Annotated in this window: 8 protein-coding genes and 2 pseudogenes; 6 read left to right on the plus strand and 4 right to left on the minus strand. The window is 65.4% G+C overall.

Annotation, left to right across the window (positions count from 1 at the left end; translation table 11 throughout):
* Positions 1 to 60 precede the first annotated feature (60 nt).
* Together ACVWW1_RS14385 and ACVWW1_RS14390 are read left to right on the plus strand one after the other, a co-directional pair.
* Positions 61 to 1,549 (plus strand): annotated as a pseudogene (locus ACVWW1_RS14385) (DHA2 family efflux MFS transporter permease subunit).
* Between the two features lie 821 nt (positions 1,550 to 2,370).
* Positions 2,371 to 2,829, plus strand: a complete 459-nt coding sequence (locus ACVWW1_RS14390) for a phasin family protein (RefSeq protein WP_456656269.1) — start codon at positions 2,371 to 2,373, stop codon at positions 2,827 to 2,829.
* A 335-nt stretch (positions 2,830 to 3,164) separates the two neighbouring features.
* On the opposite strand, the gene ACVWW1_RS14395 is transcribed toward ACVWW1_RS14390, so the two are convergent.
* From ACVWW1_RS14395 to ACVWW1_RS14405, 3 genes are all read right to left on the minus strand, one after another.
* On the minus strand, positions 3,165 to 3,938 hold the full coding sequence (locus ACVWW1_RS14395; RefSeq protein WP_456656270.1) for a Crp/Fnr family transcriptional regulator: 774 nt from the start codon (positions 3,936 to 3,938) through the stop codon (positions 3,165 to 3,167).
* A 276-nt stretch (positions 3,939 to 4,214) separates the two neighbouring features.
* Positions 4,215 to 4,913: an RlmE family RNA methyltransferase gene (locus ACVWW1_RS14400; RefSeq protein ID WP_456656271.1), complete on the minus strand. Its 699-nt coding sequence runs from the start codon at positions 4,911 to 4,913 to the stop codon at positions 4,215 to 4,217.
* 33 nt (positions 4,914 to 4,946) lie between these two features.
* The gene (locus ACVWW1_RS14405; protein WP_456656272.1) at positions 4,947 to 5,990 is read right to left on the minus strand and encodes a Ppx/GppA phosphatase family protein; all 1,044 of its coding nucleotides are present in this window, start codon (positions 5,988 to 5,990) and stop codon (positions 4,947 to 4,949) included.
* A 212-nt stretch (positions 5,991 to 6,202) separates the two neighbouring features.
* Between ACVWW1_RS14405 and ACVWW1_RS14410 the strand changes: the two are divergent.
* Positions 6,203 to 8,576, plus strand: a pseudogene (locus ACVWW1_RS14410) (xanthine dehydrogenase family protein molybdopterin-binding subunit).
* Between the two features lie 163 nt (positions 8,577 to 8,739).
* On the opposite strand, the gene ACVWW1_RS14415 reads toward ACVWW1_RS14410, so the two are convergent.
* The gene (locus tag ACVWW1_RS14415) at positions 8,740 to 9,540 is read right to left on the minus strand and encodes a hypothetical protein (RefSeq protein ID WP_456656273.1); all 801 of its coding nucleotides are present in this window, start codon (positions 9,538 to 9,540) and stop codon (positions 8,740 to 8,742) included.
* Between the two features lie 136 nt (positions 9,541 to 9,676).
* Here ACVWW1_RS14415 and ACVWW1_RS14420 point away from each other — a divergent pair, with 136 nt between their 5' ends.
* The 3 genes from ACVWW1_RS14420 to ACVWW1_RS14430 all read left to right on the plus strand — a co-directional run bounded on the left by ACVWW1_RS14420 (position 9,677) and on the right by ACVWW1_RS14430 (position 13,178).
* Positions 9,677 to 10,174 carry a YaiI/YqxD family protein gene (locus tag ACVWW1_RS14420; RefSeq protein ID WP_456656274.1) on the plus strand — a complete coding sequence of 166 codons (498 nt, stop codon included), beginning with the start codon at positions 9,677 to 9,679 and terminating at the stop codon, positions 10,172 to 10,174.
* Between the two features lie 4 nt (positions 10,175 to 10,178).
* Complete coding sequence (locus tag ACVWW1_RS14425) at positions 10,179 to 11,993, plus strand: ABC-F family ATP-binding cassette domain-containing protein (RefSeq protein ID WP_456656275.1); 1,815 nt, start codon at positions 10,179 to 10,181, stop codon at positions 11,991 to 11,993.
* 105 nt (positions 11,994 to 12,098) lie between these two features.
* Complete coding sequence (locus tag ACVWW1_RS14430; protein ID WP_456656276.1) at positions 12,099 to 13,178, plus strand: D-TA family PLP-dependent enzyme; 1,080 nt, start codon at positions 12,099 to 12,101, stop codon at positions 13,176 to 13,178.
* Positions 13,179 to 13,182 lie beyond the last annotated feature (4 nt).

The raw sequence follows: 13,182 nt of genomic DNA on the forward strand, positions 1-13,182 counted from the left end.
TCCGGGGCAGGATGATATGGCCCCCTCGCCCGCCTTTTTCAGCACGGCTGTCCCATTTTGATGAACAAGCAACGCCTGATCCGCGCTCATCGTGGCCACCGCCCTGTTCATGGAAAACATGGACTCCACGGTGATTGCGACTTCGCTGCCGGCGATCGCCGCCGATATCGGCACCAGCCCCCTGACGCTGAAGCTTGCGATCACGTCCTATCTGCTGTCGCTCGCGGTGTTCATCCCGGCGAGCGGCTGGACCGCGGACCGCTTCGGCGCCCGCATCGTGTTTGCCGGCGCCGTCGCCGTGTTCATGCTGGGCTCGATCGGCTGCGCGCTGTCCTCCTCGGTGACCGATTTCGTGTTCGCCCGCATCCTGCAGGGCCTCGGCGGAGCGATGATGACCCCAGTCGGGCGACTGGTGCTGCTGCGCTCGGTCGACAAGAGCGCGCTGGTCAACGCGATGGCCTGGGTGACGGTGCCGGCGCTGATCGGACCGGTGATCGGGCCGCCGCTCGGCGGCTTCATCACCACCTATTTCTCCTGGCACTGGATCTTCCTGATCAACATCCCGATCGGGCTGCTCGGCATCTTCCTGGCGCTGAGGTATATCGACCCGATCAAGAGCGAGGATCCCGAGCGCTTCGATCTGGTGGGACTGGTGCTGGCCGGCATCGGCCTCGCCGGCATCGCCTTCGGGCTGTCGGTCGCAGGCCTCAATCTGTTGCCGTGGCCGATCGTCGCCGCCCTGGTCGGGGTCGGCACGGTGGCGATGACGCTGTACATCATCCATGCTCGGCGCACCGGTTCGCCGGTGCTCGATTTCGGACTGCTGCGGCTGCCGACCATGCGGGCGTCGATCGTCGGCGGCTTCATGTTCCGGCTCGGCATCGGCGCGCTGCCGTTCCTGCTGCCGCTGCTGATGCAGGTCGGCTTCGGCCTATCGCCATTCCAGTCCGGTCTCGTCACCTTTGCCTCCGCAGTCGGCGCCATGGGCATGAAGACCCTGGCGGCGCGCATCATCCGCGCCTTCGGCTTCCGCAACATGATGACGGTGAATGCGGTGGTCAGCTCGGCCTTCCTCGCCGCCTGCGCCCTGTTCACGATCTCGACGCCGCTGATGCTGATCTTCACCATCCTGGTGGTCGGCGGGTTCTTCCGTTCGCTGCAGTTCACCGCGATCAACACCGTGGCCTATGCCGAGGTCGAGGCGCCGCAGATGAGCCGCGCCACCACCCTCGTCAGCGTCAACCAGCAGCTCGCGGTGTCCGCCGGCGTCGCGGTCGGCGCGTTCTCGGTCGAAACCACCCTGGCGCTGCATCACCAGACCGAGCTGTCCGCCGACGTGTTTGGACCGGCGTTCATCGTGGTGTCGCTGATCTCGGCAGCGTCCGCCTGGTTCTTCTGGCAAATGCCGGTTGACGCCGGCAACGAGATCGCCGGCCGCAAGGCGATCGACATCTCGAGCCGCAAAGGCGCCGAGAAGCGCGCCGCGGCCGAAGCGGTCAAGGTCGCGACCGAGGACACCCAGAACGCGCGGGATCAGCGGCTCGGCTAGTCGATCGAACTAGCTGTTCCCGAGCACGGACACACTGCTGGTGCGCCGTCCGGTCACGGCCAGGCCCTTAGAGGTGGCCCGTCGTTCCGGCTGGCTGTCTTCGATCCGGACGTTCGACAAGTTCGTATGTGGGAACGTGGGTCGCTTCCAGCCACGATTCCAGCGCAGCTCCGCAGACCGTACAGATCGCGTCACCCGTATGCGGCACCAAGAACTTCTCTTCAGTGCGTCTGTACTCGGCGCCGCAATTGCATTGAACAATTGTGGCCATCTGAGAGATATGCGCCTGCGCCGCCCGATTTTCCAGCCCTGCAACAAACGGCCCCAGTGCGCGAAACCCGACGCTGCACCAAGGCCGCCAACCCACTGGGGGGTTTTCTCCCGGTGCGGTTAGGGGCATTGGCCGGGAGCAATGAAGTCGACTCTGGCCACGCGCCGAGGTTCCAACGGGTCGCGCTGAAATGTTATTCTGCGCGTCTTGATCGAGACAGCGCCCGACCATGCGCTCTCCTACCTCAAGTCGTCAGGATTCCCCCCGCCGCAATGGCTGAGCCGCCGCCGCGATCGGTGGCTCAGTGGCCCGCGGTTGGCTCGGCGCATCACGGCGGTTCGTCCCTGAAAAAAATCGCCGCTAGAGTCAGAAAGCGAACGGAAGCTCCGGCGCCGATCCCGCATAGTTCGGCTCAGGCGGGCCCGCGGTGACCCAGCATCAGCAAAAAACATGTTGAAGGAAGCGCTCCAGGTTCGCTTCCGCGGCGTCCAGGCGCCGCGGAAGGTCCGGATTTTCCTTGATTTGGTTTCGCTTGAAAGGATCAGAGCCAGTGAGTGACGTCCATACGAATGAAGTGAGCGACAATCCGAAAGTCGGCGGCTTCAACCTGCCCCTGTTCGCCCTGCCCAAGGCCTTTCAGGGTTTTGCCGAGCAAAATGCGACGCGCGCTCGGGAGCAGTTCGAGAAGGTCAAGGAGGCATCCGAGGAAATCTCCGTCTTGCTCAAGGAGGCCTACTCGATCAACGCCAGGGGCTCCGCGGATTACGCGGCCAAGGTGCTCGATATCTCCCAGACCAATACCAGATCGGCGCTCGCCTTCATGACCGAACTCGTCGCCACCAGGTCGCTGTCGGAAGCCATCCGGCTTTCGGCCGACCACGGCCGCAGGAGTTTCGAGGTCACGACCGTGCAGAACAAGGAGCTCTGGGAGATCGCGAAGAAGGTCGCGACCGAGACCGCCGAGCCGATCAGGAAGAGCCTTGCGAAGGCGCTGAAGACACCTTCCTGACGAGCCGCCCCCGCTCCCAGCCCCGACTGGGACAAGCGCCTCCAATGAGAAGGGGCGCAGTCCAGCCGAAGGGGCGCGGGACCAGCAATCCCTGACATTGGAGGAGGCTCAAGGTGGGCGTCATCATGATCAAGTGCCCGCGGACAGGACGTGCTATCAAAACCGGCATGAAATCCGACCGCGAAACGTTCCGCTGCAGCACCGTGTTCTTTTCGCGCACGTATTGCACGGGCTGTCGGACCCATCACGAGTGGTTCGCCAGGGACGCCTGGGTCCACGAACCGGAGGAGGAATTGCGCCAAGCGTCCTGACGTCGCCCTGTGTGACAACCTGATTCAATGGCTTCGTGGTCGCTCAGCACCCGCGATACGTGCGTGTGCTTGAACCTTATCGCCATTGGTCCACGGTCGGGCGTGAGAACGCGGTGGCCCATGCGCCGACGCGCCGCGACCGGACGGTTTCATCCCTTCAGCCGAAACGATGCGGTCGATCCTGCCGCGCATGATCTCGTAGCACTCGCAGGCCGCAACTTCGAGCCGCGGCCTATCGACCTCGATCGAGCTCCGCCGGTTGGACCGGATCGCGCCCGATGCGCGAAGCTTGTGCACCATGTGGGTTACGGTCGTTCGTCGCACGCCCAGCAATTCCGACAGCGTCTCCTGCGTCAACGGGAGCGTGTCGTTGCCGATCTGATCGTGAATCTGCAACAGCCACCGGGCCAGGCGGGCCTCCACCGAATGCAGCGCATTGCACGCCGCGATGTGCTGGAACTGAACCAGCAACGACCGCATATGAATCTGCACCGCATCGGCAAGCGCGTGGCTCCGCGTGAGCGCGGCATGAAACCGTGCCGGCGAAATCTGCCATGTCACGCCCGCGACGCGAACCACCGCCGTCATCGGCGAGCGTACCGACCTGAGTGTCGACAGGATGCCGGCCGCGCCCTCGTTGCCGACCATTGTCGTCGCAACAGCCTGTCCGTTCGGCATGTCCATGACGAACGCGATCAATGCCGTGCAGGGAAAATAGATCTGTTCGACGAGGTCGCCCGACCGCACCAGCACGACGTCGCGTTCGAGCGATACTTTGCGGAGATGAGGCGCCAGCAAATCAAATTCTGCAGGCGGCAAGGCCGCCAGAAGGCGATTACCTATGCTCGACCTGCGCTCCATCACGGAAGAACTCCGCAAGACGAAGGCGCGGCTCGCTGCACAAACCTGCCGTGGCGCCAGGCTGAAATACGCAACGAACAGACCGCGCCGGGAAGATAGAATACGCCGTAACGGGAAGAGTTCCAACAAGTTCAGCTCAGCCCGCGACCGCATGTCGCCGTACCAGGGTAGCGCCACAGCGGGGCCTACGCGGAGCAATGGATTGCTTCGTCGCTACGGTCCTCGCAACGACGGCTGCTGCCCGCGAAACCCCGTCGCCAGCACGTAGCGCTCGGAGGAATCCTGCCGGCTGGCGGCCGGCTTGACGTGACGCACGCTGGCGAAATCGCGCTTCAACTGCCCCACCAGCTCGGCGTCGGCGCCGCTCTGGAACACTTTTGCCAGGAACGTCCCGCCGGGATTGAGCACCTCCCCGGCAAAATGCGCGGCGGTCTCGACCAGGCCGATGATCCGCAGCTGATCGGTCTTGCGATGGCCGGTGGTGTTGGCGGCCATGTCGGACATCACGAAGTCGGCGCGGCCGCCCATCATCGCGACCAGTTTTTCGGGCGCGTCATGGTCGAGGAAGTCGAGCTGCGCGAACGTCACTCCGGGGATCTCGCCCATCTCGAGCAGATCGATCGCGACCACCTTGCCCTTGCCGTCGGCGGCACCGGTTCGCTTGGCCGCAATCTGGCTCCAGCCGCCGGGCGCGGCGCCGAGGTCGACGACCGTCATGCCCGGCTTGAGCAGGCGATATTTGTCGTCGATCTCGAGCAGCTTGAACGCCGCGCGCGAACGGTAGCCCATCGCCTTGGCCTTGGCGACGTAGGGATCGTTGAGCTGGCGCTCGAGCCAGAGTTTTGACGACAGTTTTCGCTTGCCGCCGCTCTTGACCGTGACGTGCAGCCGCCCGGTGGTGTCTTTGGCCATGATCTTTCTTGGATTGGTGTGATTGGGCGTGTTCTAGCACGCCCGAAGTGCGCCGTCCTCGCGCATCATCTCGACCAGCATGCCCTCGCGCAGGCCGCGATCGGCGACGCGAAGCCGCGGCATCGGGAACGCGTTGCGGATCGCATCGAGGATCGCGCAGCCGGCGAGCACGAGGTCGGCCCGCTCGACGCTGATGCAGTTGTTGTTGACGCGCGCCTCGTAGCTCATGCCGAGCAGCTTCTGGATCGTCGCGGTGACGTCGCCATCGTTCATCCAGATGCCGTCGATGCGGCGGCGATCGTAGCGCGACAGATTGAGGAACACGCCGGCGAGCGTGGTCACGGTGCCCGAGGTGCCGAGCATGTGCATGGCGCGCAGATCCTTGCCGTGCTCGGCCGCGAACGGCGCGACGTGGCGGGCGACCTCATCGATCATCCGCGCATACATGTCCCTGGTGACGTTCTTGCCGCCGAAATGTTCGGCCAGCGTCACGACACCGAGCGGGATCGACATCCACGCCTTGATGCGCGGCGGCGCATCGGGCACGCCGGGATCGCGCTCGATCCGCACCAGCTCGGTCGAGCCGCCGCCGATGTCGAACAGGATGGCGCCGCGCCCCTTCGGGTCGAGCAGCGGCGAGCAGCCGATCACGGCGAGCGTTGCTTCAGTCTCGCGATCGATCACCTCGAGCTCGATGCCGGTCTCGGCTGCGACGCGCGCGCGAAAGCTTTCGGCATTGCCGGCGGCGCGGCAGGCCTCGGTGGCGATCAGCCGCAGCCGGCGGGCCTTGCGATAGCGGATCTTGTCGCTGCAAATGGCGAGCGCGGCGATCGCCCGCTCGATCGCGGCCTCGCTGATCGAGCCGGTCGCGGCGATGCCCTCGCCGAGCCGGATGATCCGCGAGAAAGAATCGACCACGCGGAACCCGTCGCCGGTGGGACAGGCGATCAACAGCCGGCAATTGTTGGTGCCGAGGTCGAGCGCGGCGTAGACGCCGCTTTCCGCGGCCGCCGCAATCAGCCCTGACGGGGCTTCGCCGGCCAGAGGGCCGTCACAAAGCCGCACATAGTCATTCATCAAAACACTGTCTTTCCGCAGGACCCCAAGGGCAATCCATGGGCCCGCCGAATAATTGTCCGTTCACGGAAACTTTAGCAGCGTCAAAGCCCTACGCAAACTCCGTTCACATTGGGTCCATGCCCAATCGGGCGTTGTCGTTAAGGGGGGCGTGCGTTATCTCGTCTGCGCCCCCAAACTCCAGCAAATCCGGGCATTTCAGGTCATTTTCGATGCAAGATCATACGCCGCCCGCCTCCCTCGAAAACGCTATCGCAATGCAAAAATACGGTGTCGGACAGCCTGTTCGACGAAAGGAGGACGACACCCTGGTGCGCGGCAAGGGCAAATACACCGACGATTTCTCCCTGCCCGGCCAGGCTTACTGCTGGATGGTCCGCTCCTCCCACGCCCACGGCATCATCAAGGGGATCGATACGGAAGCCGCCAAGGCGATGCCGGGCGCGCTCGGCGTCTGGACCGGCGCCGACCTGGCGGCCGCGCGCTACAACCCCTTCACCTGCGGCCTACCGCTGAAGAACCGCGACGGCTCACCGCTCAAGCAGACCAACCGCCCGGCGCTCGTCACCGACAAGGTGCGCTTCGTCGGCGATCCCGTCGCCTTCGTGGTCGCGGAAACCGCAGCGCAGGCTCGCGATGCGGCCGAAGCCGTCGAGGTCGATATCGAGCCGCTGCCCGCGGTGACGGATGCGGCCGAAGCGACCAAGCCGGGCGCGCCGCAGCTCTATGACAACATCCCCGATAACGTCGCGCTCGACTATCATTATGGCGACACCGCCAGGATCGAGGCGGCGTTCGCCGCCGCCGCGCATGTGACCAAGCTCGACATCGTCAACACCCGCGTCGCCGTGGTCTCGATGGAGCCGCGCGTCGCGCTGGCGCATTACGACAAGAAGACCGAACGCTTCACGCTGCAGGTGCCGACCCAGGGCGTCTCCGGCAACAAGGCGATCCTGGCGCGCCTGCTCAACGTGCCCGCCGACAAGGTCCGCATCCTCACCGGCAATGTCGGCGGCTCGTTCGGGATGAAGAATCTCAACTATCCCGAATACACCTGCATCGCGCATGCGGCGCGCGAGCTCGGCCGTCCCGTAAAGTGGCTGGACGAGCGCTCGACCAGCTTCCTGTCCGACAGCCAGGGCCGCGCGCAGCTGATCCATGCCGAGCTCGCGCTCGATGCCGACGGCAAGTTCCTCGCGGTGCGGCTCTCCGGCTACGGCAATCTCGGCGCCTACATCACCGGCGTCGCGCCGGGCCCGCTGTCGCTCAACACCGGCAAGAACCTCGCCAGCGTCTATCGCACGCCCCTGCTCGGCGTCGACATCAAGACGGTCGTGACCAACACCACGCTGATGGGCGCCTATCGCGGCGCCGGCCGGCCCGAGGCCAATTACTACATGGAGCGGCTGATCGACGCCGCCGCCGACGAGATGGGCATCAACCGCTTCAGCTTACGCAAGCGCAACTTCATCAAGCCGTCGCAGCTGCCGTTCCCGGCCGCCTCCGGCGTGACCTATGACAGCGGCGATTTCGCCGGCGTGTTCCAGAAGGCGCTGGAGATCTCCGACTACGAGAACTTCGCCAAGCGCAAGAAAGGAGAGCAGGAAGAGCGGCAAGCTGCGCGGCATCGCCGTCGGCTCCTATCTCGAGGTCACCGCGCCGCCGAGCGGCGAGCTCGGCAAGATCAGCTTCGAGCCCGACGGCTCGGTGAAGCTCACCACCGGCACGCTGGATTACGGCCAGGGCCACGCGACGCCGTTCGCGCAGGTGCTGTCCGACCAGCTCGGCGTGCCCTTCGAGAAGATCACGCTCGAACAGGGCGACAGCGATCTGGTGCGCTTCGGCAACGGCACCGGCGGCTCGCGCTCGATCACCGCGACCGGACAGGCGATCGTCGAGGCGTCCGCGCTGGTGGTCGAAAAGGGCAAGAAGGCCGCCGCGCACATGCTGGAGGCCTCCGAGGCCGACATCGAATTCGGCCAGGGCCGCTTCACCATCGCCGGCACCGACCGCTCGATCGGGATCATGGAGCTCGCCGAGCGGATGCGCGACAGCAAGATGCCGGAGGGCACGCCGGAGACGCTCGACGTCGATCACGCCACCAAGGAGACGGCGTCGACCTTCCCGAACGGCTGTCACGTCGCCGAGGTCGAGATCGATCCCGACACCGGCGTGACGCGGATCGTGCGCTACTCCGCGGTCAACGATTTCGGCACCGTGGTCAATCCGATGATCGTCGCCGGCCAGTTGCATGGCGGCGTGGCGCAGGGCATCGGCCAGGCGCTGATGGAGGAAGTCAGCTACGACGGCTCGGGCCAGCCGATCACCGGCTCCTTCATGGACTACGCGCTGCCGCGCGCCGGCGACGTGCCGTCGATGCTGGTCGGCGATCACCCCTCGCCGGCGAGATCCAATCCGCTCGGCACCAAGGGCTGCGGCGAAGCCGGCTGCGCCGGCAGCCTCGTCTGCATCGTCAACGCCGTGGTGGATGCACTGTCGGAGTACGGCATCAAGCACATCAACATGCCGCTGACGCCCGAACGCGTCTGGCGCGCGATCCAGGACGCCAAGGCGAAGGCGGCGTAAGGGCCAGACTTCACCATCACTCACCGCTGTCATCACCCGCGAAAGCGGGTGATCCAGTATTCCAGAGAGAGAGCAATTGTTGAGCCGAGAAGCCCCGGCGTACTGGATACCCCGCATGCGCGGGGTATGACACCTGTTGGTGCAGACGGGCTTTGCCCCTTCCCTACGCCGCGGCCTGCTCGCGCGGTTGGGTGATCGCGATGTGCCAGCAATGCGCGAGCGGCGTGCCGTTGCCAAGCACCAGCGCGTCGAGCTCGACGAAGCGGTGGCCCTTCCTGTCGTAATTACCGGTCACCTTGGCGCGCGCGGTCAGCTCGTCGCCGATCTTGCCCGCCGACAACAGCTGCATGCGGGTGCCGACATGGATCCACGGCCCGAGGATCGCATTGTCGACCAGGACCTTGTTCATCACCCGCGGCAGCAGGCCGGGATGGCCGAGACCTTCGCGCAAATAAATCGGGTCGGTCTCCCTGATATCGGCGAGATATTCCTTGGCGGCATCACCGGACCAGTCGCGCGGGATGGTGCCGAGCCACTTGCCCTCTTCATAGGACGACGCGCTGACCGGCTTGCGCTCGGCAACGGCCGCGACCTGCTTGTAATCGTCGAGCACGAATTTCGGCGCAGAGGGTGGCAGCGATGCCGTGCCGGTGGCGCAGAGCTCGCCGCGGCTGGTGAGCTCGATCGTGAGCCCATTGCCGGTCTCCCGGCCGGTCAATTCCGCGATCTCGCCGTCATAGACCGGCTTCACGAAACGGGCCTCGATCAGGCCGCGTTCCAGGAAATCGCGGCCCCACTTCTCGACCGGCAGGTGCATCATGTAGGCCATCACGTCGACGCCGGGGACGAGTCCGCCGGAAAAGCCGAACTTCCGCGCCACCGTGTCGTCGTGGATCTTGTTCTCCGACAGTTTCGAGGTGTTGTAGGCCGAGACGCGGTAGGCCTGCGTGGCGCTTGAACACATGGGGTTTCCCCTTATTTCCGTTGCTTTTCTGGCGACAATGGTAGTCGAACGAAAAGGCATGGCAAGCCTCTCGTTTTGCTCGCAATTTTCCGCACCATGGAGTACACGCAGGCCGCGCCTGCCAACCCTGGAATCGATGACTGAAACCCCTGCCCAAACCCGCATCTATGTCGACGCCGACGCCTGCCCGGTGAAGGACGAAATCTACCGCATCGCGATCCGGCTCGGCGTGCCCGTCAGCGTGGTCGCGGGCAATTTCATCCGCGTGCCGCAGGATCCCCTGATCGAGCGCATCGCCGCCGGTTCCGGCATGGATGCCGCCGACGACTGGATCGCGGAACGCGCGCATGAGGGCGACGTCGTCATAACAGCCGACATTCCGCTGGCGAGCCGCTGCGTCAAGGCCGGCGCCGACGTGATCGCGCCGAACGGCAAGCCGTTCACCGAACAATCGATCGGCATGACGCTCGCGGTACGCAATTTGATGACCGATCTGCGCTCATCGGGCGAGATCACCGGCGGGCCGAAATCCTACTCGCCGCGCGACCGCTCGAATTTCCTGTCGATGCTCGACCAGACCATCCGCCGCATCCAGCGCCGCCGCGCCGAGCAGGCGCCGGCAAACGGGAATTAGCGCGATGGCCCCACCGCTCATTCAGCTCAAAGACATCAGCCTGACCTTCGGCGGCACGCCGCTGCTCTCCGGCGTCGAGCTGTCGGTCTCCGCGGGCGAACGCGTCTGCCTGATCGGCCGCAACGGCTCCGGCAAGTCGACCTTGCTGCGGATCGCGGCCGGCATTGTCGAGCCTGACTCCGGCAGTCGCTTCATACAGCCCGGCGCCACCATCCGCTATCTGCCGCAGGAGCCCGATTTCGGCGACCACAAGACGACGCTGGCCTATGTCGAGGCGGGCCTTGGTCCCGGCGACGACCACTACCAGGCGCGCTATCTGCTCGAACAGCTCGGCCTCACCGGCGAGGAAGATCCGGCGCATGTCTCCGGCGGCGAAGCGCGCCGCGCGGCGCTGGCACGCGTGCTGGCGCCCTCGCCCGACATCCTGCTGCTGGACGAGCCGACCAACCATCTCGATTTGCCGACCATCGAATGGCTCGAAGGCGAATTGGAGAGCCGGCGCTGCGCGCTGGTCCTGATCAGCCACGACCGCCGCTTCCTCACTAATCTGTCGCGCACCACCGCCTGGCTCGACCGCGGCCAGATCCGGCAGATCGAGCGCGGCTTCGGCGCCTTCGAGGCCTGGCGCGACGAGGTGCTGGCGGAAGAAGAGCGCGAGCAGCACAAGCTCGACCGCAAGATCGTCAACGAAGAGCACTGGCTGCGCTACGGCGTCTCCGGCCGCCGCAAGCGCAACGTCAAGCGGCTCGGCAATCTCTTTGCGCTGCGCGACCAGCGCCGCGACTATCGCGGCGCCACCGGCAACGCCACGCTCGCCGCCGCCGAGGCCGAGAAATCCGGCCGGCTCGTGATCGAGGCGAAGACCATCACCAAGGCCTTTGGCGAGCGCACGATCGTCGATACCTTCTCGACCCGGATCCAGCGCGGCGACCGCGTCGGCATCGTCGGCCCGAACGGCGCCGGCAAGACCACGCTGGTGCATCTTCTGATCGGCAACGATCCGCCCGACTCCGGTTCGGTGCGGTTCGGGGCCAATATCGAGATGGCGACGCTCGACCAGCATCGCGAGAGCCTTGATCCGAAGCTGACGCTGGCCGAGGCGCTGACCGGTGGCCGCGGCGATCACGTCATGGTCGGCGACAAGTCGAAGCACGTCATCGGCTACATGAAGGATTTTCTGTTCGCGCAGGAGCAGCGCGGCACGCCGCTGGAAGCCCTCTCGGGCGGCGAGCGCGGCCGGCTGATGCTGGCGCGCGCGCTCGCCAAGCCGTCGAACCTCTTGATCCTGGACGAGCCGACCAACGACCTCGACCTCGAAACCCTCGACGTGCTCGAGGACATGCTCGGCGATTACGACGGCACCGTGATCCTGATCAGCCACGACCGCGACTTCCTCGATCGCGTGGTGACGTCGGTGATCGTGCCCGAAGGCCAGGGACGCTGGATCGAATATGCCGGCGGCTATTCCGACATGCTGGCGCAGCGCGGTGCCGACGTGAAGCGCGAGACGGTGAAGGCGGACGCCGCGGTCGAAGAGAAAAGGGAAGCCAAGGCCGCTGCACCCGAAGCGGCGCCCCGGCGCCGGCTGAGCTTCAACGAGAAGCACGCGCTGGAGACATTGCCGAAGACGATCGACAGGCTGCACGCCGAGATCGCAAAGCAGCAGAATCTGCTCGACGATCCCGACCTCTATGCGAAGGATCGCAAGACATTCGACGCCGCCTCGGCCGCGATCGCCAAGGCGCAGGACGAACTCGCCACCGCCGAAGACCGCTGGCTCGAGCTCGAAGTGCTCCGCGAAGAGATCGAACAGGCATGATGCGTAGGATAGGTAGAGCGCAGCGAAACCCATCATGACGCAACGAAGGAATTCGATGGGTTTCGCTGCGCTCTACCCATCCTACGAGGCAGAAGAGAGAAAAGCATGACCACGCCCCTCGCCGCCAAGATCGCCAAGGAATACGGCACGCCCTGCGCCGTGATCGACATGGACCGGGTCGAGCGTAACATCGCGCGCATCCAGAAGGCCTGCGACGAGGCCGGTGTCGCCAACCGGCCGCACATCAAGACCCACAAGAATCCGATGCTGGCGCAGCTGCAGATCAAGGCCGGCGCCAAGGGCATTACCTGCCAGAAGCTCGGCGAGGCCGAGATCATGGCCGATAGCGGCATCGACGACATCCTGATCAGCTACAATCTGCTCGGCGATGAGAAGATGGCGCGGCTCGGCGCATTGCAGGGCAAGGCCAACGTCACCGTCGCGGCGGATAATTCGGTCGTGGTCGGCGACCTGCCGAAAGCGGCAGCCGCCTCGGGACGCCCGCTGTCGGTCGTGGTCGAATGCGACACCGGGCGCAAGCGCGCCGGGGTCGAGACCCCCGCCGAGGCGATCGCGCTGGCACGGGAGATCGCCGGCTCCAAGGGCCTGAGCTTCGCGGGGTTCATGTTGTACCCGACCGAGACCGGCTGGGCTGATGCGCAGAAGTTCTACGACGAGGCGCTGGCCGGCGTGCGCGCCCGCGGCCTCGATGCGACCATCGTCTCGACCGGCGGCACGCCGAACCTCGTCAATCTCGGCAAACTGAAGGGCGGCACCGAGCATCGCTTCGGCACCTATATCTACAACGACCGCATGCAGGTCGCGGCCGGCGTCGCCACCTGGGACGATTGCGCGCTGCATATCTATTCCACCGTGGTCAGCCGTGCCGGCCCCGAGCGCGGCATCCTCGATGCCGGCTCCAAGACCCTGACCTCGGACACCGGCGGGCTGGAAGGCCACGGCCTGATCCTCGAACACCCCCAGGCCAAGATCGCACGCTTTGCCGAGGAGCACGGCTTCCTCGACCTCTCCCGCAGCAACACGCGGCCCAACGTCGGCGACGTCGTGCGGATCGTGCCCAACCACGTCTGCGTCGTCGTCAACATGATGGACGAGGTCGTGATGGTGCGCGGCGACGAGATCATCGGCGCGTTACCGGTGACGGCGCGCGGCAAGTTGCGCTAGCCCT

The organism is Bradyrhizobium sp. JR3.5, from assembly GCF_054057015.1.

Coding starts and splice junctions, on each gene's coding strand:
- ACVWW1_RS14400 (WP_456656271.1), bottom strand. CDS start 4,913: ATGGCCAAAGACACCACCGGGCGGCTGCACGTCACGGTCAAGAGCGGC.
- ACVWW1_RS14405 (WP_456656272.1), bottom strand. CDS start 5,990: ATGAATGACTATGTGCGGCTTTGTGACGGCCCTCTGGCCGGCGAAGCC.
- ACVWW1_RS14415 (WP_456656273.1), bottom strand. CDS start 9,540: ATGTGTTCAAGCGCCACGCAGGCCTACCGCGTCTCGGCCTACAACACC.
- ACVWW1_RS14420 (WP_456656274.1), top strand. CDS start 9,677: ATGACTGAAACCCCTGCCCAAACCCGCATCTATGTCGACGCCGACGCC.
- ACVWW1_RS14425 (WP_456656275.1), top strand. CDS start 10,179: ATGGCCCCACCGCTCATTCAGCTCAAAGACATCAGCCTGACCTTCGGC.
- ACVWW1_RS14430 (WP_456656276.1), top strand. CDS start 12,099: ATGACCACGCCCCTCGCCGCCAAGATCGCCAAGGAATACGGCACGCCC.